This window comes from Bradyrhizobium xenonodulans, from assembly GCF_027594865.1.
GTDB classification, from domain to species: Bacteria; Pseudomonadota; Alphaproteobacteria; order Rhizobiales; family Xanthobacteraceae; genus Bradyrhizobium; species Bradyrhizobium xenonodulans.
Map to the genome: position 1 here is coordinate 786,137 of NZ_CP089391.1, position 24,065 is coordinate 810,201.

The 24,065-nt window shown below is 65.1% G+C and carries 25 protein-coding genes; 17 read left to right on the forward strand and 8 right to left on the reverse strand.

Features of this window, described 5'->3' with window-relative positions; genetic code table 11:
- Positions 1 to 135: 135 nt before the first annotated feature.
- From coxB to I3J27_RS03765, 9 genes are all read left to right on the forward strand, one after another.
- Positions 136 to 975 (forward strand): cytochrome c oxidase subunit II, encoded by an 840-nt coding sequence (gene coxB / locus I3J27_RS03725; protein ID WP_270165384.1) that lies wholly within the window; start codon positions 136 to 138, stop codon positions 973 to 975.
- A gap of 88 nt (positions 976 to 1,063) precedes the next feature.
- Positions 1,064 to 2,689 carry a cytochrome c oxidase subunit I gene (gene ctaD / locus I3J27_RS03730; protein WP_270165386.1) on the forward strand — a complete coding sequence of 542 codons (1,626 nt, stop codon included), beginning with the start codon at positions 1,064 to 1,066 and terminating at the stop codon, positions 2,687 to 2,689.
- A 61-nt stretch (positions 2,690 to 2,750) separates the two neighbouring features.
- Positions 2,751 to 3,695 (forward strand): heme o synthase, encoded by a 945-nt coding sequence (locus I3J27_RS03735; protein WP_270165388.1) that lies wholly within the window; start codon positions 2,751 to 2,753, stop codon positions 3,693 to 3,695.
- Positions 3,692 to 3,868 carry a cytochrome c oxidase system small membrane protein gene (locus I3J27_RS03740; RefSeq protein WP_270165390.1) on the forward strand — a complete coding sequence of 59 codons (177 nt, stop codon included), beginning with the start codon at positions 3,692 to 3,694 and terminating at the stop codon, positions 3,866 to 3,868. The genes I3J27_RS03735 and I3J27_RS03740 overlap by 4 nt, the downstream gene beginning before the upstream one ends.
- Before the next feature lie 5 nt (positions 3,869 to 3,873).
- Positions 3,874 to 4,524 (forward strand): cytochrome c oxidase assembly protein, encoded by a 651-nt coding sequence (locus tag I3J27_RS03745; RefSeq protein WP_270165392.1) that lies wholly within the window; start codon positions 3,874 to 3,876, stop codon positions 4,522 to 4,524.
- A gap of 79 nt (positions 4,525 to 4,603) precedes the next feature.
- Positions 4,604 to 5,500, forward strand: a complete 897-nt coding sequence (locus tag I3J27_RS03750) for a cytochrome c oxidase subunit 3 (protein WP_270165394.1) — start codon at positions 4,604 to 4,606, stop codon at positions 5,498 to 5,500.
- A gap of 99 nt (positions 5,501 to 5,599) precedes the next feature.
- Entirely contained in the window at positions 5,600 to 6,001 is a 402-nt protein-coding gene (locus I3J27_RS03755; RefSeq protein ID WP_270165396.1) for a DUF983 domain-containing protein, read from the forward strand.
- Positions 5,998 to 6,750 (forward strand): SURF1 family protein, encoded by a 753-nt coding sequence (locus I3J27_RS03760; RefSeq protein ID WP_270165398.1) that lies wholly within the window; start codon positions 5,998 to 6,000, stop codon positions 6,748 to 6,750. The genes I3J27_RS03755 and I3J27_RS03760 overlap by 4 nt, the downstream gene beginning before the upstream one ends.
- A 116-nt stretch (positions 6,751 to 6,866) precedes the next feature.
- Positions 6,867 to 7,232, forward strand: coding sequence for a nuclear transport factor 2 family protein (locus tag I3J27_RS03765; protein WP_270173030.1), 366 nt, complete (start codon positions 6,867 to 6,869; stop codon positions 7,230 to 7,232).
- Here the strand turns inward: I3J27_RS03765 and I3J27_RS03770 are convergent.
- Positions 7,229 to 8,569, reverse strand: coding sequence for a histidine kinase (locus tag I3J27_RS03770; protein WP_270165400.1), 1,341 nt, complete (start codon positions 8,567 to 8,569; stop codon positions 7,229 to 7,231). The two genes, I3J27_RS03765 and I3J27_RS03770, sit on opposite strands and share 4 nt — an antisense overlap.
- 86 nt (positions 8,570 to 8,655) lie before the next feature.
- On the opposite strand from I3J27_RS03770, the gene I3J27_RS03775 reads away from it, so the two are divergent.
- From I3J27_RS03775 to I3J27_RS03795, 5 genes are all read left to right on the forward strand, one after another.
- Positions 8,656 to 9,300, forward strand: a complete 645-nt coding sequence (locus tag I3J27_RS03775) for a response regulator transcription factor (protein WP_027561968.1) — start codon at positions 8,656 to 8,658, stop codon at positions 9,298 to 9,300.
- Positions 9,301 to 9,864: 564 nt separating this feature from the next.
- Positions 9,865 to 11,283 carry a threonine synthase gene (gene thrC / locus I3J27_RS03780; protein ID WP_270165415.1) on the forward strand — a complete coding sequence of 473 codons (1,419 nt, stop codon included), beginning with the start codon at positions 9,865 to 9,867 and terminating at the stop codon, positions 11,281 to 11,283.
- Entirely contained in the window at positions 11,280 to 12,569 is a 1,290-nt protein-coding gene (locus tag I3J27_RS03785) for a M16 family metallopeptidase (protein ID WP_270165417.1), read from the forward strand. Before thrC ends, I3J27_RS03785 begins: the two co-directional genes overlap by 4 nt.
- A gap of 39 nt (positions 12,570 to 12,608) precedes the next feature.
- Complete coding sequence (locus I3J27_RS03790; RefSeq protein ID WP_270165418.1) at positions 12,609 to 13,196, forward strand: GNAT family N-acetyltransferase; 588 nt, start codon at positions 12,609 to 12,611, stop codon at positions 13,194 to 13,196.
- Between the two features lie 140 nt (positions 13,197 to 13,336).
- Positions 13,337 to 13,990, forward strand: coding sequence for a hypothetical protein (locus I3J27_RS03795; RefSeq protein WP_270165420.1), 654 nt, complete (start codon positions 13,337 to 13,339; stop codon positions 13,988 to 13,990).
- Between the two features lie 211 nt (positions 13,991 to 14,201).
- On the opposite strand, the gene I3J27_RS03800 is transcribed toward I3J27_RS03795, so the two are convergent.
- From I3J27_RS03800 to I3J27_RS03820, 5 genes are all read right to left on the reverse strand, one after another.
- Complete coding sequence (locus I3J27_RS03800) at positions 14,202 to 14,687, reverse strand: F0F1 ATP synthase subunit B family protein (protein WP_270165422.1); 486 nt, start codon at positions 14,685 to 14,687, stop codon at positions 14,202 to 14,204.
- A gap of 5 nt (positions 14,688 to 14,692) precedes the next feature.
- Complete coding sequence (locus I3J27_RS03805; RefSeq protein ID WP_270165424.1) at positions 14,693 to 15,259, reverse strand: F0F1 ATP synthase subunit B; 567 nt, start codon at positions 15,257 to 15,259, stop codon at positions 14,693 to 14,695.
- A gap of 66 nt (positions 15,260 to 15,325) precedes the next feature.
- Positions 15,326 to 15,556, reverse strand: coding sequence for a F0F1 ATP synthase subunit C (locus I3J27_RS03810; protein ID WP_007599451.1), 231 nt, complete (start codon positions 15,554 to 15,556; stop codon positions 15,326 to 15,328).
- 53 nt (positions 15,557 to 15,609) lie between these two features.
- A complete protein-coding gene (locus I3J27_RS03815) occupies positions 15,610 to 16,359 on the reverse strand; it encodes a F0F1 ATP synthase subunit A (protein WP_247324656.1) in 750 nt (249 codons plus the stop codon).
- A 111-nt stretch (positions 16,360 to 16,470) separates the two neighbouring features.
- The gene (locus tag I3J27_RS03820; protein WP_270165453.1) at positions 16,471 to 16,845 is read right to left on the reverse strand and encodes an AtpZ/AtpI family protein; all 375 of its coding nucleotides are present in this window, start codon (positions 16,843 to 16,845) and stop codon (positions 16,471 to 16,473) included.
- A gap of 358 nt (positions 16,846 to 17,203) precedes the next feature.
- Here I3J27_RS03820 and I3J27_RS03825 point away from each other — a divergent pair, with 358 nt between their 5' ends.
- Together I3J27_RS03825 and I3J27_RS03830 are read left to right on the forward strand one after the other, a co-directional pair.
- Positions 17,204 to 17,740 carry a hypothetical protein gene (locus I3J27_RS03825; RefSeq protein WP_270165454.1) on the forward strand — a complete coding sequence of 179 codons (537 nt, stop codon included), beginning with the start codon at positions 17,204 to 17,206 and terminating at the stop codon, positions 17,738 to 17,740.
- A 131-nt stretch (positions 17,741 to 17,871) separates the two neighbouring features.
- Positions 17,872 to 18,351, forward strand: a complete 480-nt coding sequence (locus tag I3J27_RS03830; RefSeq protein WP_270165455.1) for a secondary thiamine-phosphate synthase enzyme YjbQ — start codon at positions 17,872 to 17,874, stop codon at positions 18,349 to 18,351.
- Positions 18,352 to 18,414: 63 nt separating this feature from the next.
- Here the strand turns inward: I3J27_RS03830 and I3J27_RS03835 are convergent, their stop codons facing one another.
- Entirely contained in the window at positions 18,415 to 20,040 is a 1,626-nt protein-coding gene (locus tag I3J27_RS03835; RefSeq protein WP_270165456.1) for an MFS transporter, read from the reverse strand.
- 341 nt (positions 20,041 to 20,381) lie between these two features.
- Between I3J27_RS03835 and I3J27_RS03840 the strand changes: the two genes are divergently transcribed.
- A complete protein-coding gene (locus tag I3J27_RS03840; RefSeq protein WP_270165457.1) occupies positions 20,382 to 21,053 on the forward strand; it encodes a response regulator in 672 nt (223 codons plus the stop codon).
- 168 nt (positions 21,054 to 21,221) lie between these two features.
- On the opposite strand, the gene I3J27_RS03845 is transcribed toward I3J27_RS03840, so the two are convergent.
- Positions 21,222 to 24,062 carry an ATP-binding protein gene (locus I3J27_RS03845; RefSeq protein WP_270165458.1) on the reverse strand — a complete coding sequence of 947 codons (2,841 nt, stop codon included), beginning with the start codon at positions 24,060 to 24,062 and terminating at the stop codon, positions 21,222 to 21,224.
- Positions 24,063 to 24,065 lie beyond the last annotated feature (3 nt).

Below are 24,065 nucleotides of genomic sequence, written 5' to 3' on the forward strand. Positions count from 1 at the left end.
CGTTCTAGCGATCTGGCCCCAATTCCTCTTAGAGGTATTCTTGCGCGGCGGTTTGTCAGACGGGCGGATCGAATAAGCGTTTCCCACCAACAGGGGAATGCACTTGGGGTGATTTCGTAAGGGGAGCGCGACGGCATGAGGATGTCGATGGGCCGGGTCGGCCGGCACTTGCTGGGATTGGCCGTGGCGGGTCTGACGCTGGCGACGGGCGGTGCGGCATTTGCCGAGCTTGGGCAGCCGAAGCCGTGGGAATGGACGCTTCAGGAATCCGGCTCCCCGGTGATGGACAACATCGTCTGGTTCCACAATTTCCTGTTCGTGCTGATCACGCTGATCACGCTGTTCGTTCTGGCGCTGCTCGTGATCGTGGTCGTCAAGTTCAACGCGAAGGCCAATCCGGTGCCGTCGCGGACCACGCACAACACGCTGATCGAGGTGGCCTGGACGCTCGTGCCGGTGCTGATCCTGGTCGGTATCTCGGTGCCGTCGTTCCGCCTGCTGTTCCTCGAGCTCGACGTGCCGAAGGCGGATTTGACCATCAAGGCCACCGGCAAGCAGTGGTACTGGTCCTACGCCTATCCTGATAACGGCAAGTTCGAGTTCGACTCGCTGATGGCCCAGGACAAGCAGCCCCGCCTGCTCGGCGTCGACAACGAGCTGGTGGTGCCCGTCAACAAGGTGATTCGTGTCCAGGTCACCGGCGCCGACGTCATCCACGCCTTCGCGCTGCCGGCTTTCGGCGTCAAGATCGACGCCATTCCGGGCCGGCTGAACGAGACCTGGTTCAAGGCCACCAAGGTCGGCATGTATTACGGTCAGTGCTCGGAATTGTGCGGCAAGGACCATGCCTTCATGCCGATCGCGATTCGCGTCGTGGAGGACAAGGAGTTCGCCTCCTGGGTTGAAACGGCGAAGAAGAAATATGCAAGCGGCGGCACCAGCACTTTCGCCTCCGCGGCCGGCCCGACGCAGTAAGCGCCGGGTGACGGCTTAAGGGGACCGAAAGCGACATAAAGGGCGGGACCTCCAGAGGTCCGAACGGGACGCAAGGCAGGATTTGAAAATGGCAACGAGCGCAGCGGCACACGGCGATCACGCGCAAGACCACGGACATGGCGAGCACGCCCACCCGACCGGATGGCGGCGCTACGTCTATTCGACCAACCACAAGGACATCGGCACGATGTACCTGATCTTCGCGGTGATCGCCGGCGTGATCGGTGCCGCGATGTCGGTCGCGATCCGTGCCGAGCTGATGTATCCGGGCGTGCAGATCTTCCACGAGACGCACACCTACAATGTGTTCGTGACCTCTCACGGCCTGATCATGATCTTCTTCATGGTCATGCCGGCGATGATCGGCGGCTTCGGCAACTGGTTCGTGCCGCTGATGATCGGCGCGCCCGACATGGCGTTCCCGCGCATGAACAACATCTCGTTCTGGCTGCTGCCGGCCTCCTTCGCCTTGCTGCTGATGTCGACCTTCGTCGAGGGCGAGCCGGGTGCCAACGGCGTCGGCGCCGGCTGGACCATGTACGTGCCGCTGTCGAGCTCGGGGCATCCGGGTCCGGCCGTCGATTTCGCGATCCTTTCGCTGCATCTGGCCGGCGCCTCGTCGATCCTGGGCGCCATCAACTTCATCACCACGATCTTCAACATGCGCGCGCCGGGCATGACCCTGCACAAGATGCCGCTCTTCGTGTGGTCGATCCTGGTGACGGTGTTCCTGCTCTTGCTGTCGCTGCCGGTGCTCGCCGGTGCGATCACCATGCTGCTCACCGACCGCAATTTCGGCACGACGTTCTTTAATCCGGAAGGCGGCGGCGACCCCGTGCTGTTCCAGCATCTGTTCTGGTTCTTCGGCCACCCCGAAGTGTACATCCTGATCCTGCCCGCCTTCGGCATGGTCAGCCAGATCGTCTCGACCTTCTCGCGCAAGCCCGTGTTCGGCTATCTCGGCATGGCCTACGCCATGGTCGCGATCGGCGGCATCGGCTTCGTGGTGTGGGCGCACCACATGTACACGGTCGGCATGTCCTCGGCGACGCAGGCCTATTTCGTCGCCGCCACGATGGTCATTGCGGTTCCGACCGGCGTGAAGATCTTCTCGTGGATCGCCACGATGTGGGGCGGCTCGATCGAGTTCCGCGCGCCGATGATCTGGGCGGTGGGATTCATCTTCCTGTTCACCGTCGGCGGCGTCACCGGCGTCGTGCTGGCGAATGCCGGCGTCGACCGCGTGCTGCAGGAGACCTACTACGTCGTCGCGCACTTCCACTACGTGCTGTCGCTCGGCGCGGTGTTCGGGATCTTCGCCGGCTGGTACTACTGGTTCCCGAAGATGTCGGGCTACATGTACAGCGAGACGCTGGCGAAGGCGCACTTCTGGGTCACCTTCATCGGCGTCAACCTGGTGTTCTTCCCGCAGCACTTCCTCGGCCTGTCCGGCATGCCGCGCCGCTACGTCGACTATCCCGACGCGTTCGCAGGCTGGAATCTGATCTCGTCGCTCGGCTCCTACATCTCCGGCTTCGGCGTGCTGATCTTCCTCTACTGCGTGTTCGACGCCTTCGCGAAAAAGGTGCCGGCCGGCGACAATCCGTGGGGTGCGGGCGCGACCACGCTGGAATGGACGCTGCCTTCGCCGCCGCCCTTCCACCAGTTCGAAGTTCTGCCCCGCGTGCAGTGATCGATCTTCCGCGGCGCCCGTCACGGGCGCCGCGGCTCTATGAACAAGCGAGTCAAAACTAGTGTCCGTCCTCGACCACAACGCCGTCGACATCAATCCCCGCATCTCCGAAGCGGAGGTTGGCGACTACATCGCGCTGCTCAAGCCGCGGGTGATGTCGCTGGTCATCTTCACCGCGCTGGTCGGAATGGCGATGGCGCCCGGGCACTTCCACTGGGTGCTGGCGATCACCTCGCTGCTTTGCATTGCCGTCGGCGCCGGCGCCTCGGGCGCGCTCAACATGGCGCTCGAAGGCGACATCGACTCGAAGATGTCTCGCACGGCGAACCGGCCGATCCCGCGCGGCCGCATCACGCGCGGCGAGGCGATGGCATTCGGCCTGACGCTGTCCTTCTTCTCGGTGATGACGCTCGGCATCCTCGTCAACTGGATCGCGGGCGCGCTGCTCGCCTTCACCATCTTCTTCTACGTCGTGATCTACACGATGGGCCTGAAGCGCTGGACCGCGCAGAACATCGTGATCGGCGGTGCCGCCGGTGCGCTGCCGCCGGTGGTGGCCTGGGCCGCGGTCACGGGCACGGTCGACGTCGAGCCGCTGCTGCTGTTCGCCATCATCTTCTTCTGGACGCCGCCGCACTTCTGGGCGCTGGCGCTGTTCCGCTCCGACGATTACGCCCGCGCCGGCATTCCGATGCTGCCCAACGTCGCCGGCCCCGACGCGACGCGTCTCCAGATCCTGCTCTATACGATCGTGTTGATCGCGGTCGCCGCCGTGCCGTGGGCGCTCGGCTATTTCGATGCCGTCTACGGCGTGGTCTCGCTGATCCTGGGCGCCGGCATGCTGGTGCTCGCGATCAACGTCTACATGCGCCGCGAGCGCAGCCAGTCGCTGCGCGCGACCCGCAAGCTGTTCGCCTTCTCCATCCTTTACCTGTTCGCGCTGTTTGCGACCCTGCTGGCCGAGGTCGTGTTCCGAGCGCTTGCTCCGATGGCAGGGGGCGCATGATCGCAGGAATGGCCGACAAACCCGAGAGAGATGGAATCGTCCTCACCGAGGCGCAGAAGAAGAGCCGTCGTCAGCGCTCGGTTGCCATTGCTTTGGCGCTCGGCGTGCTCGTGGTGTTGTTCTTCGCCGTCACCATGGTCAAGGGACCAGCGGTGCTCATCCGGCCGATGTAGGAAACATGGATCAAGAGCCGACCATAGCGCAGGATCAGAGCCGGACGGCCACCAAGGGGCATGCGCCTCGCAAGGGTCTTGGCCGCGACGTGCTGGTCGCCTCGATCTGCGGCGGCGTGGTCGCGCTGATGGTCGGCGCCTCCTACGCGGCGGTGCCGTTCTACAACTGGTTCTGCCGCGCCACCGGCTTCAACGGCACGACCCAGGTCGCGACCTCGGCGCCCGCCACGGGACCAATCGCGCGGAAAATCTCGGTGCGGTTCGATTCCAACGTCGCGCCCGGCCTGCCCTGGAAGTTCGAGCCGGAGCAGAGCGAGATGGAGGTCAATATCGGCCAGGTCGTGACCGTCTTTTACACCGTGACCAACCAGGCCGCGCGCACCACCGCGGCCCAGGCTGCCTACAACGTCGCGCCGCTGACGGTCGGCTCCTATTTCCAGAAGATCAACTGCTTCTGCTTCACCGAGCAGACCATGGCGCCGGGCGAGAAGCGGGAGATGCCGGTCGTGTTCTACGTCGATCCGTCGATCGCCGACGATCACGAGAACGACGGGCTGAACACGATCACGCTGTCCTACACGTTCTATCCGGTGAAGGATCCGGTGGTGAAGCCGCTGGCATCGGGCGAAGCCGACAAACGCAAGGGAAATCTCTGATCGCCGGGCCTGGCGCCGCGGGGATTGGACGCAAGGGGATAAGTGCCTGACAGGCACGGGATTGAGGAGAGAGACCGCAATGGCAACGGCGCACACCAAGCATCACGACTACCACCTGGTCGATCCGTCGCCGTGGCCCGTCGTCGGCTCCATCTCGGCCTTCATCATGGCGGTCGGTGCGATCACCTGGATGCACCACATGTTCAAGGGCGCGCCGATCGTGTTCGGCATCGGCACCGTCGGCGTGCTCTATACAATGGCGAGCTGGTGGGGCGACGTGATCAAGGAAGCCCAGTACAAGGGCGACCACACCCGCGTCGTGCAGATTCATCACCGCTACGGCATGATCCTGTTCATCGCCTCCGAGGTGATGTTCTTCGTGGCCTGGTTCTGGGCCTATTTCAACGCGGCACTGTTTCCGGCCGACGCCGTCCACGCCACCCGCGACGCCGTCTTCGGCTGCGGCCTCGGCACCGCAGCCGGCGCCTGCGCGGTGCCGGGCACCTGGCCGCCGCATGGCATCGAGACCTTCGATCCCTGGCATCTGCCGCTGCTCAACACACTGATCCTGCTCACCTCCGGCACCACGGTCACCTGGGCGCACCACGCGCTGCTCGAGAACGATCGCCAGGGCCTGAAATACGGCCTGATCCTCACCGTCGTGCTCGGTGCGCTCTTCACCTGCGTGCAGGCCTATGAGTACAGCCACGCGGCGTTCTCGTTCGGCGGCAACGTCTATGGCGCGACCTTCTTCATGGCGACCGGCTTCCACGGTTTCCACGTGCTGGTCGGCACCATCTTCCTGCTGGTCTGCCTGTTCCGCGCCTATGCCGGCCACTTCACGCCGACGCAGCATCTCGGCTTCGAGTTCGCCGCCTGGTACTGGCACTTCGTCGACGTGGTCTGGCTGTTCCTGTTCCTCTGCATCTATGTGTGGGGACACGGCGCCGAGACCATGGCTCACGGCGCGCACTGAGCGCGCTGAAAACGGATTGAGAAAGGGCGGCCAAAAGGCCGCCCTTTTGCTTTCCGGCGACCCGAGGCTTCAACAGAAACTGTGATAGAGTCCTTCGCCATGAACGACACCGCCGGCAAATCCGAGCCCGAGACCACCGTCCTGCAAAGCGCCATGCGCGGGCTTGCCTGCAAATGCCCCCGCTGTGGCCAGGGCAAGCTCTACGCGGGCTTCCTGACGCTCGCGCCTTCCTGTGACCGCTGCGGCCTCGACTATGCCTTCATCGACACCGGCGATGGTCCGGCGATCTTCATCATCATGCTGGCCGGCGGCATCGTCGTTGCGTGCGCCCTCATCGTCGAGGTCAAGTATCAGCCGCCGTACTGGGTGCATGCGGTGCTGTGGCTGCCGCTGATCCTCGCCACCACGCTTCTGCCGCTGCGCGCGATGAAGTCGCTGCTGATCGCCCTGCAATTCCACCACAAGGCGGCGCCGGGCCGGCTGGTCGACCGCGCGAAATGAACGAGACCGCGCGCAAGCCCCGCGTGGCCGGCTTCGCGCTGTTCACGCTGTTCCTGGCGGCCGTCTGCGTCGCACTCGGCCTCTGGCAATTGCAGCGCCGCACCGCCAAGCACGCGCTGGTCGCCGCGCTCACGGAGCGTCTGGCCGCGGCACCCGTTGCGCTGCCGCCGCCGGCGCAATGGCCCACGCTCAATCCCGCGCGCGACGAATTCCGCCGCGTCAGCTTCACGGCGACCTATGCGGCCTCGCCCGATGCGATGGTCTATTCGTCCGGCTCCGCCGTGCGCAAGGATGCTTCGGGACCGGGCACCTGGGCGTTCCTGCCGGCGCGGCTTCCCAGCGGCGAGACCGTCGTGATCGATGCGGGCTTCGTCGAGAACACGATGCAGGACCGCAGCGTCGAGGATCGCGCGGTGAAGAAGCTCGTGACCGGGCAGCCCGTCGCGCTCACCGGCTATCTTCGCTTTCCGGAAGCCGCAGGCTGGATGACGCCGGCGGGCAACCGCGACAAGCGGCTCTGGTTCGTGCGCGATCATCTGGCGATCGCAAGCGCGCTCGGCTGGGGCACGGTTGCGCCATTCTACGTCGATCTCGAGCAACCCGCGCCCGAGAACGGCATTCCGCGTCCCGGGCCGCTCGACGTGCATCTGAAGGACGATCACCTTCAATACGCCATCACCTGGTTCGCACTCGCAGGCGCGGTCCTGATCGCGTTCGGAGTCTGGGTGAGGGGACGGCGCTCGGCCTGACGGTCCGTAGGTTCCCGGAGGGAACCCGGAATCGCCCGGACTTTATTATTCAGCGCATATTCACGAGGGTGATCCTAAGCCGCAGACAAATTTTCGCGGCGATCAGGATGTTGACGTTGAGCGATTTCGACCAGATGGGACTTGTCGTCGACTGGGTGGATGCCTGCCGGAAGGGCGACCTTGCGACGCTGCTCGACCTCTATGCGGACGACGCCCAGGTCGAATGCGCCTGCAACGGCACGCAGCACTATCGCGGCCGGCGCGAGCTCGAAACCTATTGGGGACCGCGGCTCAGCGCGTTCTCCTCCGCCGGTTTCGGCCTGGAGGAAATCAATCCCGCACCTGATGGCATCGATCTCGAATATTCCGTCGCGGGCTCGCTGCGCGTTCATGCCTCGTTTCGCTTCAGCGCGGAGGGCAAGATTTACAGCACGCTGTGCACGCCGTCGCGACAGAACTCCCACGACGGCTGCGCGTGCTAGCCAGACGCCGGCTCGTCTCGCGCGGTCCCGACCGGCAGGCGGCAGCGCACATAGGTTCGATCATTCGCGCGCAGCAGTGACAGCGATCCACTGAGCGCGCGCACGCGCTCATGCATCCCGGTCAGGCCGCGGCCGAAGACATTGGCTTCGGGAAGGCCGCCGCCGTCGTCGGAGATTTCGAGCGTGAGCACCTCGCCGGCAATGGTCGCCTGCACATGGACATTGCTCGCTCCGGCGTGGCGCAGCACGTTGGTCAGCGCCTCCTGGATCAGCCGATAAACGGTCTGGGCCAGCGGTCCGTCGATTGCGTTCAGATCAGGATCGATCATGGCCGTCAGCTCGATATGCGAGGCCTGCCTGCGAAAGTTCTGCAGCAGCGTCTGCACACTGGTCTCGAGCCCCAATTCCTCGATGTAGAGCGGCCGGAGCCGGTCGAGGATGCGGCGGTTGGCCTGCTGGAGCGCCTCGACCGATCGCATCACCTCCTGCGCCGGGTTGCCGAGATGTCCCGCCTGCGGCGAGGATTCGCTCAGCGCGATCGTGCCGGCGCGGATGCTGAACAGCAGCGGACCCAGCTCGTCATGCAGTTCGCGCGCGAGGTCGCGCCGCTCGTCGTCCTGCAGCGACACCAAGCGGTGCAGGAGGTTGCGATTGTCCTGGCTCAATTGCGCGAGCGTCGCCGCCAGCGCATTGGCTTCCTCGCAGCTCTGCCGAAGCTCCGGGGGCCCCGCAACAGGGATCGGCGTCGCATAATCGCCGCGCCGGATTCGGGTGAGGCCAGCGCCGAGATTTTGCAGGGGACGCAGTGCCGATCCCGCAAAGAGATTGGCAATGGTTCCGGTCAGGACCATCAGCACGGCGATGAGGCTCGTCAGCGCCAGGAAGCCGATCCATTTTTCGAACATGTCGGCTGACAGGTCCGGCATGAACACGATGTCGCCGACACGCTTGCCGTCGATGAGGACAGGAGATGCCGCGTCCATGTCCGGAACGGCAATCAGGTTCACGAACCATTGCGGCACGCCGCGCGGGCCGCGCAGGCTGTCCTTCGCAGAGGGCGCGGGACCCGCTTCCGCCGAACGGAACTGAAAATCCGAGGAGGTGTCCAAAGAATGGACAAATGCATCGAGCATCTTCCGAGGGTCGTTCGAGGCCCTCAGGGTGCTGTTGAGCGCCGCGGCGACGGTCCGGGTCGAGCGTCGGCCCGGCTCGGTCTCGTCGGCAAGCTGGCCCGTCGCGAAGGTCTGGAGCAGCAAGCCGCCCATGATCAGCGCGGCGAGGAAGCTCAAGCCGAGCGGAAGAAACAATTGCGTTCTGAAGGAGAGCCGTTGCCACATTAGGTCAATTCTAACGCGTCCCGGCGGGATTCTCTCTTTCCATTTATTCCCGCAGGTCTATGAGTTGAAAAACAAGAGAGCGCGCGATGCAAGATACCGCCAAGCCGGCGACCAAGGTCCTGATCGTCGACGACCATCCCGTCGTGCTGTCCGGTTGCCGCACCCTTTTCGCGTCCGACCATTCGATCCGTATCGACGAGGCGACCGACGCCAAATCCGGGCATCGCGCCTATGTCAGCAAGCGGCCGGACGTCACCGTCATCGACATCAGCCTGCCCGACGTCTCCGGCTTCGAGCTGATGCGGCGGATCCGCAAGGACGACCCCGACGCCAAGATCATCATGTTCAGCATGAACGACGATCCGGCCTTCGTGGTGCGGGCGGTCGAGCTGGGCGCGCAGGGATATGTCTCCAAGGGCGACGATCCCCGGATTCTGCTGAAAGCGGTGCGCAAGGTGGTCGCGGGCGACAATTTCATCTCGCCGCAGCTCGCGGAGGCCGTGACGTTCTCGGGCGCGGCGATCAAGGCCAATCCGGCCTCGCAGATGACGCCGCGAGAGCTTGAAATTCTTCGCCTGCTCGGGCGCGGCGACAAGATCGTCGAGGTCGCCGAGGCGCTCGGCATCTCCTACAAGACGGTCGCCAACACCACGTCCCTGCTCAAGCAGAAGCTTGGCGCCAAGAACCATTCCGACCTGATCAGGATCGCAGTGGAAATCGGGATGAGCTGAGGCCCCAGGGCACCGGAGGCCCGGGCACCGAACCGGCTGCTCCAGGATGCAGCCGGTTCGGCGGGGCGGATCGGTTTCGGCGCGCAGCCGGGCAATGCATGGACACGACCGAGACCATCCGCCGACACAATGGGCGGAGGTGGCGATCGTTCCCGGGTCATTCGATTTTTCGGGAAAAAGCGGCAATGCCGCACCAAAACTCATGCGGCGGCGCGCGCGATGGCGGAGGCGTTCCGGGAAAAATAGGAACATCTTCCCGGACTCGCCGTTTTCTCCCTTGACGATTTCATGACGGGCGACGAGAACGTGGGCCGATAGTTCCGGCGGGTCGGCGACCCCCACGAGACAAACCGGGTCTGCACATATCAACGACAGACCTTCCAAGAGAGGGGCTGCGGTATCGCCGCAGCCCTTTTTCGTTGGGCAGGGCCCCGGCGGGAAGCGGTTTCCCGATGCCGCAAAACACTTTATGGTGGCTCAAAGCCGCTGGCTGTTAACAAGTAATTTCGTAAAATCAAAGGCTTACGGATCTGGCTCAGGCCCGGCCGGCCTTTGGAGGGCAGTTTGACTCGTTATATCTCGACCCGGGGCGAGGCCCCCGAACTCGGCTTCTGCGACGTGATGCTGACAGGGCTTGCCCGCGACGGCGGCCTGTATGTGCCGGCGACCTGGCCACAGCTCCCGGCCGAGGCCATCGCGGGCTTCTTCGGCCGTCCCTATTGGGAGGTGGCGGTCGACGTGATCCGTCCCTTCACAGGCGGCGAGATTTCGGACGCTGACCTCGGCCGCATGGCGAACGAGGCCTATGCCACCTTCCGCCATCCGGTGGTGGTGCCGCTGCGCCAGATGGCGCCGCACCAGTTCGTGCTGGAGCTGTTCCACGGTCCGACGCTCGCCTTCAAGGACGTGGCGATGCAGCTGATCTCGCGGCTGATGGACCACGTGCTCGCCAAGCGCGGCCAGCGCACCACCATCGTGGTGGCGACATCAGGCGACACCGGCGGCGCTGCAGTCGAAGCCTTTGCCGGGCTCGAGAACGTCGATCTCATCGTGCTGTTTCCGCACGGCCGCATCTCCGAGGTGCAGCGGCGGATGATGACCTCGACAGGCGCGGCCAACGTCCATGCGCTCGCCATCGAAGGTACGTTCGACGACTGCCAGGCGCTCGTGAAGGGGATGTTCAACAACCACCGCTTCCGCGATGCGACCGCGCTGTCGGGCGTCAACTCCATCAACTGGGCGCGCATCGTCGCCCAGGTGGTCTATTACTTCACCTCCGCCGTCGCCGTCGGTGCGCCGGCGCGCTCGGTGGATTTCGTCGTGCCGACCGGAAATTTCGGCGACATCTTTGCCGGCTATGTCGCCAAGCGCATGGGGCTGCCGGTGCGCACCCTGAACATCGCCGCCAACGTCAACGACATCCTGGCGCGCACGCTCAAGACCGGGATCTACGAGGTGCGCGAGGTGCACGCCACCGCGTCGCCCTCGATGGACATCCAGATCTCCTCGAATTTCGAGCGGCTGCTGTTCGAGGCCGGCCGGCGCGATGCCGCCGGCGTGCGCCGCCTGATGGACTCGTTGAAGCAGTCGGGGCGCTTCGTGCTGCCTGACGCGACGCTGGCGGCAATCCGCGAGGAGTTCGACGCCGGCCGTGCCGACGAGACCGAAACTGCGGCCGCGATCCGCGCCGCCTGGCGCGAGGCGGGCGAACTGGTCGATCCTCATACCGCAGTCGCGCTTGCCGTCGCCGACCGCGACACCACCGACACGACGGTTCCCAGCATCGTGCTGTCCACGGCCCACCCGGCCAAATTTCCCGACGCGGTCGAAGCGGCCTGCGGCCAGCGGCCGCAACTGCCTGCCTGGCTCGACGGCCTCATGACCAAATCCGAACACATGAAGGTGATGAAGAACGACCAGGGCGAGGTCGAGCGGTTCGTGCTGTCGGTCAGCCGCGCCGCAAAACAGGGAGTTGCCGGATGAGCGTCGAGATCTCCAAGCTTGCCTCCGGCCTGACCGTCGTCACCGACAAGATGCCCCATCTCGAAACCGCGGCGCTCGGCGTCTGGGCCGGCGTCGGCGGGCGCGACGAGAAGCCGAACGAGCACGGTATCTCGCATCTGCTCGAACACATGGCATTCAAGGGCACGACCAAGCGCTCCTCGCGCGAGATCGTCGAGGAGATCGAGGCGGTCGGCGGCGACCTCAATGCCGGCACCTCGACCGAAACCACGTCCTATTATGCGCGGGTGCTGAAGGCCGACGTGCCGCTCGCGCTCGACGTGCTCGCCGACATCCTGGCCAATCCCGCCTTCGAGCCCGACGAGCTCGAGCGCGAGAAGAACGTCATCGTGCAGGAGATCGGCGCGGCGCAGGACACGCCCGACGACGTCGTGTTCGAGCATCTCAACGAGCTTTGCTATCCCGACCAGCCGATGGGCCGCTCGCTGCTCGGCACCGCCAAGACCCTGCGCGCCTTCAACCGCGACATGTTGCGCGGCTATCTGTCGACGCATTATCGCGGGCCCGACATGGTGGTGGCGGCAGCCGGCGGGGTCGATCACAAGCAGGTGGTCGCCGAGGTCGAGAAGCGCTTTGCCAGCTTCGAGGGGACGCCGGGTCCGAAGCCGCAAACCGCCCAGTTCGGCAAGGGCGGCGCCAAGGTGGTGCATCGCGAGCTCGAGCAGGCGCATCTGACGCTGGCGCTGGAAGGCGTGCCGCAGAACGATCTGTCGCTGTTCTCGCTCCAGGTCTTCACCAACATCCTCGGCGGCGGGATGTCGTCGCGGCTGTTCCAGGAGGTGCGCGAGAAGCGCGGGCTCTGCTACTCGATCTACTCGTTCCACGCGCCCTATACCGACACCGGCTTCTTCGGCCTCTACACCGGCACCGATCCGGCCGACGCGCCGGAGATGATGGAGGTCGTGGTCGACATCATGAACGATTCGGTCGAGACGCTGACCGAGGCCGAGATCGCGCGCGCCAAGGCGCAGATGAAGGCGGGCCTCCTGATGGCGCTGGAGAGCTGCTCGTCCCGCGCCGAACAGCTCGCCCGGCACGTGCTGGCCTATGGCCGGCCGCAGACGGTCGAGGAGCTGGTGGCCCGAATCGACGCCGTCAGTGTCGAATCGACCCGGGACGCGGCGCGTGCGCTGCTTTCGCGGAGCCGCCCTGCGGTTGTCGCATTGGGCAGTGGCAGGGGTCTGGACACGGCGGTGTCTTTTGCGGAAGGATTGACCCGGGCACGTGCCAAGGCGCGACTGCATTAGGAGCCGCGCGCGGGCTGATCTGCCCCGGGAAGCATCACCATGGCCCTGTTTCGCCTGCCATCCAGTGGACCCGCCGCCCTCGCACCGCGCGGCAACGGGCTCTTGCTGCGCGCGCCGCAAATGTCGGACTTCTTGCAGTGGGCGCATTTGCGCGAGTCCAGTCGCGATTACCTGACGCCCTGGGAGCCGATCTGGCCGTCTGACGATCTGACCCGGTCCGGCTTCCGCCGCCGGCTGCGGCGCTATTCCGAGGACATCGCCGCGGACCGCTCCTATCCCTTTCTGGTCTTCCGCGAACTCGATGGCGCCATGGTCGGCGGCATCACGCTCGCCAATGTCCGCCGCGGCATCGTGCAGGCCGGCACCATCGGCTACTGGGTCGGCAAGCCGCATGCCCATCGCGGCTACATGACGGCCGCGCTCCGGGTGCTGCTGCCGACGCTGTTCGGCGAGCTCAATCTGCACAGGGTCGAGGCCGCCTGCATTCCCACCAATGCGCCGTCGATCCGGGTGCTGGAGAAGTGCGGCTTCTCCCGCGAGGGCCTGGCGCGCCGCTACCTCTGCATCAACGGCATCTGGCAGGACCATTTGCTGTTCGGCCTGCTGCACGAGGATTTCCGCGGCTGAGCTGCCCCCCCCATGCGGCCAAAGTCTCTATGGTGTTGCCTTGTTCGTTTGCCTTTTCGCTTGCCTTGGGTTCGCCGATTTTGGCGATATAACGCGTGGCCGGCAACCGGCCGGACAATAGTCATGGAGTATGGGCGTTGATGGTGAAGGAGCTTCGGTCGTCGCGGAATGCGTTGCGGCGGGGGACGGGGATCGCGCTGGCGTTGTCGGTTGCGCTCGCCTCCGTCTCGCCGGTGGCGGCCCAGTCCTTGAGCGACCGCTTCAAGAGCTTGTTCGGCGGCCAGTCGGACGAGCCGGCCCAGCCCAAGCCGGCGCCCGCGCCCGGCCAGCCGGCGGCGGATGACGACGTCGATTGTCCGCAGGTCACGGTGCGCGCGGGGGCCTCGACCTACGCGGTTGGCGTCACCGGCAAGCCGGCCGTCGGCAATGAGATCCGCTTCCAGGCCACCATCACCAAGATGGCGCGTGAATGTGTCCGGAGCGGCGGCGATATCACGGCCCGGATCGGTATCCAGGGCCGCGTCATCGCCGGCCCCGCCGGCGCGCCTTCGACCGTCGAGGTGCCGTTGCGCATCGCGGTGGTGCAGGGCGGCGTCGGCGAGAAGGTGATTGCCTCGAAGGCCTACCGGACCACGGTCGAGATGACCGGCGGCGGCAGCGTGCCCTTCACCTTCGTCGCCGAGGATCTGGCCTATCCGGTGCCGTCGGCCAAGGTCGCCGATTCCTATATCTTCTATGTCGGCTTCGACCCGCAGGCGCTCGCGCCCGAGCCGAAGGCGCGGAAGAAGAAGTAGGCCGAGGTTGTGCCACAAGCTCAACTGTCATTGCCCGCGAAGGCGGGCAATCCAGTACTCCGAGACAGCGAGGCAAGAGTCGAGAAGCCGCGGCGTACTGGATCGCCCGCCTTCGCGGGCGATGACACCGCGATTTTGGATGCTGTCAACCCGGCCAACAAAAAAGCCGGCGCTGATCGCGCCGGCTTTTTGATTGGTGAGGACAAAGCCCTCAGTTCAGCTTCTGGCGAACCTCGGTGATGCCCTTGGCGAGCAGGTCGTCGGCGACCTGGCCCCTGACCGACTGCGACAGGATCGTGGAGGCGGCCTGGACGGCGGCTTCCGCGGCTGCGGCGCGGACGTCGGCCAGCGCCTGGGCCTCGGCGAGCGCGATCTTGCTCTCCGCGGTCTTGGTGCGGCGGGCGACGAAGTCTTCCATCTTCGCCTTGGCCTCGGTCGCGATGCGCTCGGCTTCGGACTTGGCGTTGGCGATGATGTCGGCGGCCTCGCGCTCGGCGGTGGCACTGCGCGCCTTGTAGTCGGCGAGCACCTTGGCCGCTTCCTGCTTGAGGCGCGTCGCGTCGTCGAGCTCGGTCTTGATGCGCTCGGCGCGCTTGTCGAGCGCCGACATCGCCGACTTGAAGACCCCGAGATAGCCGAACACGACCATCAGGATCACGAAGGCGATGGCGACCCAGGTTTCAGGATCGAAGAACATCTCGACTAACCTTTCAGGGACGCATCGACCGCAGCATTGACCGACCCGGCGTCGGGAACGACGCCGGTGAGCTGCTGCACGATCTGGCCTGCCGCATCGGCCGCGATGCCGCGGACGTTGCGCATGGCGGTGGCGCGGGTCGAGGCGATGGTCTTCTCCGCCTCGGCGAGCTTGGCCGCCAATTGCTCTTCCAGGGTCTTGCGCTCGGCTTCCGCCTGCGCATTCGCCTTGTCGCGGGATTCGTTGCCGATGGCCTGTGCACGCGTGCGCGCCGAGGCGAGCTCGCTTTCATAGGCCTTCAGCGCCGCATCGGACTGGTCCTTCAGCTTCTGCGCTTCGGCGAGGTCACCCTCGATCTTGTTCTGACGCGCCTCGATCGCACCGCCGACCTTCGGCAGAGCGAGCTTGGACACGATCACGTAAAGCAGGACGAAGAAGATCGCGAGCGACACCAGCTGCGAAGCGTAGTTGCTGCTCTCGAACGGCGGAAACCCGCCACCGTGGTGACCACCGTCAGCCTCGGTGTGAGCGCCCGCCGCCGGACCTTTTGCGCCGCCATGACTTTCAGCCACGGAGTTCTCCTGTTGCTGTCACACGCGCCATCCCATCGGGATGGAACGGCGCGAAAAACGTCGTCCTCAGAGCGGAACGAACAGCAGCAGCAGCGCGATCAGCAGCGAGAAAATGCCGAGCGCTTCGGTCACGGCGAAGCCGAAGATCAGGTTGCCGAACTGGCCCTGAGCGGCCGAGGGGTTGCGAACGGCCGCGGCGAGGTAGTTGCCGAAGATCACGCCGACGCCGACGCCCGCGCCGCCCATGCCGATGCATGCGATGCCCGCGCCGATAAGTTTTGCTGCTGCCGGATCCATTTTAGACTCCTTGGAAGAAAGATTGGGTTGTGGGTGGAAATTCCCCGGACCGCTCAGTGTCCCGGATGAATGGCGTCGTTGAGGTAGATGCAGGTCAGGATCGCAAACACATAGGCTTGCAGGAACGCGACCAGAATCTCGAGCGCGTACAGCGCGACCGTGAGCGCCAGCGGCAGCACGCCGCCGACCCAGCCCAGCGCCCCGAGCGAGAAGCCCAGCATGGCGACGAAGCCCGCGAACACCTTCAGCGCGATGTGGCCGGCCAGCATGTTGGCGAACAGACGGACGCTGTGGGAGACCGGCCGCAGGAAGAACGACAGGATCTCGATGAACATCACCAGCGGCAGGATGTAGCCGGGGACGCCGTGGGGCACGAAGATCGAGAAGAACTTCAGGCCGTTCTTGGCGACGCCGTAGATCAGAACGGTGAAGAAGACCAGCAGCGCGAGCGCGGCGGTCACGATCAGGTGGCTCGAGATCGTGAAGGTATAGGGGATGATGCCGACCAGGTTCGAGACGCAGATGAACATGAACAGCGAGAAGATCAGCGGGAAGAACTTCATGCCTTCCGAGCCGGCGGTCGAGCGGATGGTCGAGGCGACGAACTCGTAGGAAATCTCGGCGACCGACTGGAGGCGCCCGGGAACCAGCTGCGTGCCGCTGGCGAGCATCAGGATCGAGATGATCGCGACCGCCACCAGCATGTAGAGCGACGAATTGGTGAAGGCGATCGTGTGATTGCCGATATGGCCCAGGGTGAAGAGAGGCTCGATGTTGAACTGGTGGATCGGGTCGATTTTCATCAGCGCGGCATCTCTTGGTCTGCCGGGCAATGCCGGCGGGTCTCGGTCTGCCGGCCGGGCCGGCCCGCACCGGCGAGGCCGGTACGATCATTCCTCTCCTGAGCGGATCGCTTAAGAACCACCGCGCCTGTTCTGACCCGCACCCGCCGTTCTCACCACATTCACCACACCGGCCACGAAGCCCAGCAGCAGGAACACGATAAATCCGAAAGGCGACGTCGACAGCAAGCGGTCGAACCCCCAGCCAATCCCCGCTCCGACGACGACACCGGCGATCAACTCGGAGGATAACCGGAAACCAAGCGCCATCGCCGAAGCTCTGGCCGCTCTGTCTTCACCGTCACCTGCGGGTTGCTCGGTCTTGATCCGGCGGTCGCGAAACTCGGACAACCGCTGATCGAGATTTCCGAGCCGTTCGGAAAGCGCAGCTTCCTCGGGCGATCTATCGCGATCTCCATTCTCGCCGTGTCCCGTGCCCTGTGTCATGCAACGAAGACCCGAAACGCCGCGGCTGAATGGAAATTGCGCCCGCCACCCTCAAAAGCCGCGCGGACCATACTGATGGCCTATAATCAAGTCAAGCCAAGTCACGATTGCGTCGCTTTCTATTATGTACCTGATTTTATTGATGATATTGGCGTGAGCGGCAGCACTGCACACAGCGTGACGCCGCACCGCAGCAGCTCCTCTCATGATCGGCGGATATGACCGCCATTTCGCCCTGCTGACGGGATCAAAGCGATTGCCGCGATCGTTGATATCGGTTGCCTGTTTTGGGCGGCAGATTGCCTCGCCGGGGTGTAGAATTGAGAAGAGACGCAGAAGCGCCATGGCGGAGAGCGCGATGAGACCAGCGAATTCACCCACTGCATCATGGCTTGCGGCGGCGGTATTCGCCGCGGCGATGACCGTCGGCGGTGGCCTCGTTGCCGCACAATCCGCGCCTGACGGCGAAAACGGCCGCTACAGCATGACGCCCATCGCCGACGGCGTGCTGCGGCTCGATACCCGCACCGGCACCGTGTCGACCTGCACCAGGAACGGCACCGGCTGGGCCTGCTATGCGGTGCCCGACGAACGGATCGCGCTCGACGCCGAGATCGGCCGGCTCCAGGCCGAAGTCGAGAAGCTGAAGGGACAGCTCGCCGCGGGACCGACCGTGTCAGGCAAGATCGACGAGGCGCTGCCGAAATCCGACCCGCTCAAGAAGGCGGAGCCGCAAGCAAGAGAACCAAAGGTCGCCGAGGGCGACCGCAAGATCGAGATTCCGCTGCCGAGCGACCAGGATGTCGATCGCGTGATGTCGTTCCTGGAGAAGGCCTGGCGCCGGCTGATCGACATGGCCAACCGCGTGCAGAAGGATGTGTCGGGGAAGATTTAGCGCATGGCGAGGTGCCGTAGGGTGGGCAAAGCGAAGCGTGCCCACCAATTCATAGGATGAAGCGAGATGGTGGGCACGTCGCTACGCGCCTTTGCCCACCCTACGGCAGCTTTCCGAGTTGAGAGGCTTTCATGACAACAGCCAAATCCATCACGCGCTCGGCGCCCTCGTCGGTACAGGCCACCACCATCGCGTCGTCGCTGCTCACCATGCAGACACAGGGCTGCGGCTTCATCGATCTCACCGGCGAGGCCGCGAAGTTCGTCGCCGACGTTCATGCGCGGGACGGGGCGCTGACGCTGTTCATCCGTCACACCTCGGCGTCGCTGACAATCCAGGAGAATGCCGACCCTTCCGTGCTGGTCGATCTCTCCACGGTGCTGGCGCGGCTCGCGCCTGACGATGAAGATGCAGGCTGGACTCACGACACGGAAGGCCCGGACGATATGCCGGCGCATATCAAGACCATGCTGACGGGGACTTCACTGCACGTCCCGGTTCTGAATGGCGCGCTTGCACTCGGCACCTGGCAGGCGATCTATCTGATCGAGCATCGTACCCGCCCGCATCGGCGCGAGGTCGTACTGCAATTCGTCGGCGCGTCGCGCTGATCAAAACAAAACCGGCCGCGGAGACCGCGGCCGGTTCGTGTTGGTTGAAATCGCTGTTTTCGATCAGGTCGCCTTGATGTCGACGTCCTTGGTCTCGGGCAGGAAGAGCAGGCCGATCACCACGGTAATCGATGCGAAGATGACCGGATACCAGAGACCCGCATAGATATCGCCCGTCGAGGCCACGATGGCGAAGGCGGTCGCAGGCAAGAGGCCACCGAACCAGCCGTTGCCGATGTGGTAGGGCAGCGACATCGAGGTGTAGCGGATGCGGGTCGGGAACAATTCGACCAGCATCGCGGCGATCGGGCCGTACACCATGGTGACGAAGATCACCAGGACGAACAGCAGTCCGATAACCGCGGCCACCTGCGGACGGAAGATGTCGAACGGATGCGACATCTTCACGATGCCGGCGTCGCCGGCCTTCGGATAGCCGGCGGCCTGCACGGCGGCGAGCAGCGCCGGATTGCCGTCCTTGGCGTTGGCGTAGGCAACTTCCTTGCCGTTGACCATCACCTTCACGCCCGAGCCTGCCGCGCTCGGAACGGTCGTGTACTTGACCGACGACTGCGACAGGTAGGCACGTGCGGTATCACAAGGCGCGCTGAAAACGCGGGTGCCGACCGGGTTGAACAGGTCGCCGCAACCCGCGGGATCCGCCACGACCTCGACCTTGGTCTGCTCGATGGCCTTCTCCAGCGCCGGGTTGGCGTTGGTGGTGATCATCTTGAAGATCGGGAAGAAGGTCAGCGCCGCGATCAGGCAGCCGCCGAGGATGATCGGCTTGCGGCCGATCTTGTCGGAGAGCACGCCGAACACGATGAAGAAGCCGGTGCCGAGCAGCAGCGACCAGGCGATCAACAGGTTGGCGGTGTAGCCGTCGACCTTGAGGATCGATTGCAGGAAGAACAGCGCATAGAACTGGCCGGTGTACCAGACCACGCCCTGGCCCATCACGCCGCCAAGCAGCGCGAGCAGCACCAGCTTGCCGTTCTGCCAGTTGCCGAAGGCCTCCGTCAGCGGCGCCGTCGAGCTCTTGCCCTCGTCCTTCATCTTCTGGAAGATCGGCGATTCATTCAGGCGCAGCCGGATCCAGACCGAGACGCCCAGCAGCAGCACCGAGACCAGGAACGGAATGCGCCAGCCCCAGGCCGCGAATTCGGGTTCGCCGAGGGCGGAGCGGGTGAACAGGATCACCAGCAGCGACAGGAACAGGCCGAGCGTCGCGGTGGTCTGGATGAAGGAGGTGTAGTAGCCGCGCTTGCCGTTCGGCGCGTGCTCCGCGACATAGGTCGCCGCACCGCCATATTCGCCGCCGAGTGCCAGGCCCTGGGCGAGGCGCAACGCGATCAGGATGATCGGGGCCGCGATGCCGATGGTCGCCGCGTTCGGCAGGAGGCCGACGATGAAGGTCGACAGACCCATGATCAGGATGGTGACAAGGAAGGTGTATTTGCGGCCGACGATGTCGCCGACGCGGCCGAACACGATCGCGCCGAACGGACGCACCAGGAAGCCGGCGGCAAACGCCAGCAGCGCGAAGATGTCGCGGGTTGCCGGGGGATAGGCCGAGAAGAACTGCGCGCCGATGATGCCGGCCAGCGAACCGTAGAGGTAGAAGTCGTACCACTCGAAGACGGTACCGAGCGAGGAGGCGAGAATGACGAACCGTTCGTCCTTCGTCATCCCTCCGGCGCCTGTTTGAGACACAGCCATTGTCGACATATTGAGTCGCTCCCCGAAAATCGTTTCCTCGCGCCCCGGATGTCCAGCCGTGCCAGATCGACCCAGGTCTTGCCCGCAAGGTAACATCGGCGTGAAACCCGCCCCAATACGACTTTCGGCCTTGCGCACTGACGCGCACCTGACACCGCATTCCCGCGACCGGGCGCCGTGCCTCCGCCTGTGGATTAACCCCGTTCCCGCAAAGGGATAATGTCCGCTTGCATGCCACGACCGCTCGGGAAAGAATTGACCAAGGCCCCGGGCCGGCCTACTGGCCCGGTACGACTGCCAGCAAGAGAACGATGAACGCTCCCTCGACCCATCTCGTCATCGCCGATGACCACCCCCTGTTCCGCGACGCCTTGCGGCAAGCGGTGGCGGGCGTCCTGACCTCGGCCAGGATCGACGAGGCCGGATCGTTCGAGGATCTGACGAAACTGCTGGAACAGACGTCCGACGTCGATCTGGTCCTGCTCGACCTCTCGATGCCCGGGATCTCCGGCTTTTCCGGCCTGATCTATCTGCGTGCGCAATATCCGGCCATCCCGGTCGTGATCGTCTCGGCCTCCGACGACAGTGCCACGATCCGCCGTTCACTCGATTTCGGTGCCTCCGGTTTCATTCCCAAGCGATTCGGCGTCGAGACGCTGCGCGACGCCATTCTCAAGGTGATGGAGGGTGACGTCTGGGTTCCCGCCGACACCGACCTGTCGGCCGCCGCCGACCCCGACATGACGCGCCTGCGCGACCGCCTGGTGACGCTGACCCCGCAACAGGTCCGGGTGCTGATGATGCTGTCGGAGGGGTTGCTCAACAAGCAGATCGCCTACGAGCTCGGCGTCTCCGAGGCCACCATCAAGGCGCATGTCTCGGCGATCCTGCAAAAGCTTGGCGTCGAGAGCCGCACGCAAGCCGTGATCGCGGCTGCAAAGATCGCCGGCGGGCAGTGGAAGCAGGGCACGCCGACGGGGTAATATCAGAACCGTCATCCTGGGGCGCCGGAGCGCAGCGGAGGCCTCGAAGGATAAACGGCCCGGCTGGCACCTCGGCCGCTCATCCTTCGAGGCTTGCTTCGCGAGCGCCTCCAGCGATAACGGCTTCGCCGTTACGCAGGGATGACGGAGCTTGATGCGGGGCGGCCCCTATAATGTCCGCAGCAACTCGTTGGCGGCCCGAATATCCGCCGTCTCCGATCCCTCGGCAAAGCCGTCGAGGGCCGACCGAAGCAATTGTTTCGCTTCCTCGCGGCGGTCGGGTTCGGTAAGAAGCTCGGCCAGATCGATCGCTGCCCGCAGCTCCCAGGCTTTTGCGCCTTTGCGACGGCTCAAATCCAGTGACTGCATGAAGCGGGCTTCTGCTTCCCCAGCATTCGGCTCGCGGAGGGACTGCAGCACCTTGGCTTTCATCCGCAGCAGCTCGGGCATGTAGAGATGGTCGCCGCCTTGCTCGACGAGGCGGTTGGCATCGTCGATCAGGCGCGCGCTCTGCTCGATCTCGCCGAGCGCCAACAGACCTTGGACCAACGCGATGTTGAACGTCGTGGTGAGCAGCTCGTAGCCGGCCTCGTGGAGCTCGCGCAGGCAAGCCCGGATCGTCTCGACGCCATCGGCGACGTGTCCCCGCCGGATCGCCAGCTCTCCTTTGACGCCGCGGCCCACCGCCAGATAGGGACCCATCGAGCGCGATTGGGCATGTGCGATGAAGCGGTCGATGTTCGCTTCCGCAGCCTCGAGGTCTCCGCTCCAGAGATCGATCGACACCGCCCAGATCAGCGCGATGCAGAGCGTGATCGGGTGGTCCATCTGCGCAGCCTCGGTAATCGTTTGTTGCGCCAGCTCCCGCGCATCCGCGGGCCGGCCCTGCAACCAGAGCTCCCGCGCGAGCGTGATGCCGGCCCGGTTGCGATGATCGAAGCCGTAGACGGTACTGATCCGTTCCGTGCCCGGCCCCCGCCAGGCGGCCTCGAGCATGTTCAATGCGTCGCGATGCTCGCCGGCCAGATGCAAGGAGACACCCAGCAGCGAACTTGCGAGGGCGATCGAGGCGGCATCGCCGAGCGTTTCGGCAACCACGAGACTCTGCTGCGCGTAGCCGAGCGCAGCATCGAACTGGCCCATCCGCTCGTGGAAGATATGCATCCGGCCGAGCAGCTGGAGTTGGTTCGGCGCATCGCCTCGTGCCTCGGCGATCGCAAGACTCCGGCTCAGGGCCGCACGCGCCGCCTCGCTGCCGCCGCGCGTGAACATCAAGGTCAGGCCGAGGGCGGCCTGGATGTGCATTTCTTCAGTGCTGCCGCGCGCGGACGGATCGATCGCAAGCAGCGCCCGTTCAGACCAGCGCCGGCATTCGATCAGCAAGGACATCGCGAGGAAGATGGGCGCCGCAGCGGCGGCGAGCGCAATGCCGATGCCGACATCGCCGCCTTTGCCAAAACACCAGTCGAGCGCGGCGCGCACGTTGTGAAGCGCGGAGAAATGGATCGCCCGCTCGTCTGCGCTCGGCACCGTCGCCCAGGTCGCGCCGGCCTGTTCCAGCCATCGCCGGTAGTAGGTTGCATGGCGGGCCGCAAGCGCCGCGTCATCCGGCTCGACCTCGAGCAGATAGGCGCGCGTCGTGTCGAGCAGACGGTAGCGCATCATGGCGCCGATCGGTCGCGGCGCGACCATCGACTTGGCGACGAGGCTGTCGACGGCATCGAACAGCCGGGTGCGGTCGACATGCTCGTCCGGCACGATCTCGAGCGCGGCGTCGATGGTAAAATGCCCGGCGAAGACCGCGAGCCTGCGCAGCACGAGGCGCTCGGTGTCCGACAGCAGCCCGTAGCTCCAGTCCAGCGTCGCCTGCAACGTCTTCTGTCGCTGCGGCGCGGTCCGCTGGCCCTGCCAGAGCAGATTGAGGCGCTCGTCGAGCAGCGTGGCCGTCTGCTCCAGGCCGTAGGCTTCGATCCGGCCGGCGGCGAGCTCGATTGCGAGCGCCATGCCGTCGAGCTTGCGGCAGATCCTCGCGATGATCGCGGCATTGGCATCGTCGAGCGCGATCTGCGCTCCGCCGGCTGTGGCGCGTTCCAGGAAGAGCTGAAGTGCCGGATAGGTCCGCGCTGCAGCGGCCGTCAGTCCGGAGCCGTCGGGCGGAACGGCGAGCGGCGCCAACCGATAGACCTGCTCGCCCTCGACACGCAGGGCTTCGCGGCTCGTCGCCAGGATATGGACATGCGGTGCGGCGTGGAAGATCTCCGCAGCCAGCGGTGCCGCGGCGGCGATGACGTGCTCGCAATTGTCGAGGATCAGCAGCATCCGCTTGTCGCGCAGATGCGCGAGCAGCGCAGGCAGCGGATCGTCGGCCTCGGCCGGCAGGCCGAGCATCAGCAGGATCGAGGTGATGACGAGATCGGGATCGCTGAGCGCGGCAAGGTCGACGAAGTGCGCGGCATCGGAGAATGTTTCGAGCAGGTCGTGGGCGATCGCCACCGCGACAGCGGTCTTGCCGACGCCGCCGGGGCCGACGATCGTGACGAAGCGCGAGGTGACGAGCTTGTCCGAGACGGCGGCGATCGCATCGTCGCGCCCGACCATCCGCTGCAGCCGATTCGGCAGCTTGACGGGCGGCAGTTCCATCCGCGGTGCGGGGCGCCGTACCGGCGGAATCTCCGCCTGCGAGATCGGCGCCACGAAGCAATAGCCGCGGCCGGACAGGGTGGTGATGTAGCGGGCGCCGTCCTTGCCATCGCCAAGGGCCTTACGAAGCGCTGCGACGTGAAAGCGCAGATTGGCCTCTTCGACGGTGATGCCGGGCCACACCAGCGCCATCAGATCCCATTTGCTGACGACCTCGTTCGGCCGCGACATCAGCGCGATCAGCGTGTCGAAGGCTTTTGCGCCGAGCGGCAGCGCGACGCCATCGCGCGTCACGAGCCTTTCATGCGGTGTCACGGTGAATGGCCCGAACGATCGTGTTTCCGTTGCGGGGCCGGCCGGCTCGGTCATGGC

Bases quoted from the DNA above. Each gene is read 5' to 3' on its own strand.
- coxB (WP_270165384.1), top strand. From the start codon at position 136: ATGAGGATGTCGATGGGCCGGGTCGGCCGGCACTTGCTGGGATTGGCC.
- ctaD (WP_270165386.1), top strand. From the start codon at position 1,064: ATGGCAACGAGCGCAGCGGCACACGGCGATCACGCGCAAGACCACGGA.
- I3J27_RS03740 (WP_270165390.1), top strand. From the start codon at position 3,692: ATGATCGCAGGAATGGCCGACAAACCCGAGAGAGATGGAATCGTCCTC.
- I3J27_RS03745 (WP_270165392.1), top strand. From the start codon at position 3,874: ATGGATCAAGAGCCGACCATAGCGCAGGATCAGAGCCGGACGGCCACC.
- I3J27_RS03750 (WP_270165394.1), top strand. From the start codon at position 4,604: ATGGCAACGGCGCACACCAAGCATCACGACTACCACCTGGTCGATCCG.
- I3J27_RS03755 (WP_270165396.1), top strand. From the start codon at position 5,600: ATGAACGACACCGCCGGCAAATCCGAGCCCGAGACCACCGTCCTGCAA.
- I3J27_RS03760 (WP_270165398.1), top strand. From the start codon at position 5,998: ATGAACGAGACCGCGCGCAAGCCCCGCGTGGCCGGCTTCGCGCTGTTC.
- I3J27_RS03770 (WP_270165400.1), bottom strand. From the start codon at position 8,569: ATGTGGCAACGGCTCTCCTTCAGAACGCAATTGTTTCTTCCGCTCGGC.
- I3J27_RS03775 (WP_027561968.1), top strand. From the start codon at position 8,656: ATGCAAGATACCGCCAAGCCGGCGACCAAGGTCCTGATCGTCGACGAC.
- I3J27_RS03785 (WP_270165417.1), top strand. From the start codon at position 11,280: ATGAGCGTCGAGATCTCCAAGCTTGCCTCCGGCCTGACCGTCGTCACC.
- I3J27_RS03790 (WP_270165418.1), top strand. From the start codon at position 12,609: ATGGCCCTGTTTCGCCTGCCATCCAGTGGACCCGCCGCCCTCGCACCG.
- I3J27_RS03795 (WP_270165420.1), top strand. From the start codon at position 13,337: ATGGTGAAGGAGCTTCGGTCGTCGCGGAATGCGTTGCGGCGGGGGACG.
- I3J27_RS03800 (WP_270165422.1), bottom strand. From the start codon at position 14,687: ATGTTCTTCGATCCTGAAACCTGGGTCGCCATCGCCTTCGTGATCCTG.
- I3J27_RS03810 (WP_007599451.1), bottom strand. From the start codon at position 15,556: ATGGATCCGGCAGCAGCAAAACTTATCGGCGCGGGCATCGCATGCATC.
- I3J27_RS03815 (WP_247324656.1), bottom strand. From the start codon at position 16,359: ATGAAAATCGACCCGATCCACCAGTTCAACATCGAGCCTCTCTTCACC.
- I3J27_RS03820 (WP_270165453.1), bottom strand. From the start codon at position 16,845: ATGACACAGGGCACGGGACACGGCGAGAATGGAGATCGCGATAGATCG.
- I3J27_RS03825 (WP_270165454.1), top strand. From the start codon at position 17,204: ATGAGACCAGCGAATTCACCCACTGCATCATGGCTTGCGGCGGCGGTA.
- I3J27_RS03830 (WP_270165455.1), top strand. From the start codon at position 17,872: ATGACAACAGCCAAATCCATCACGCGCTCGGCGCCCTCGTCGGTACAG.
- I3J27_RS03835 (WP_270165456.1), bottom strand. From the start codon at position 20,040: ATGACGAAGGACGAACGGTTCGTCATTCTCGCCTCCTCGCTCGGTACC.
- I3J27_RS03840 (WP_270165457.1), top strand. From the start codon at position 20,382: ATGAACGCTCCCTCGACCCATCTCGTCATCGCCGATGACCACCCCCTG.
- I3J27_RS03845 (WP_270165458.1), bottom strand. From the start codon at position 24,062: ATGACCGAGCCGGCCGGCCCCGCAACGGAAACACGATCGTTCGGGCCA.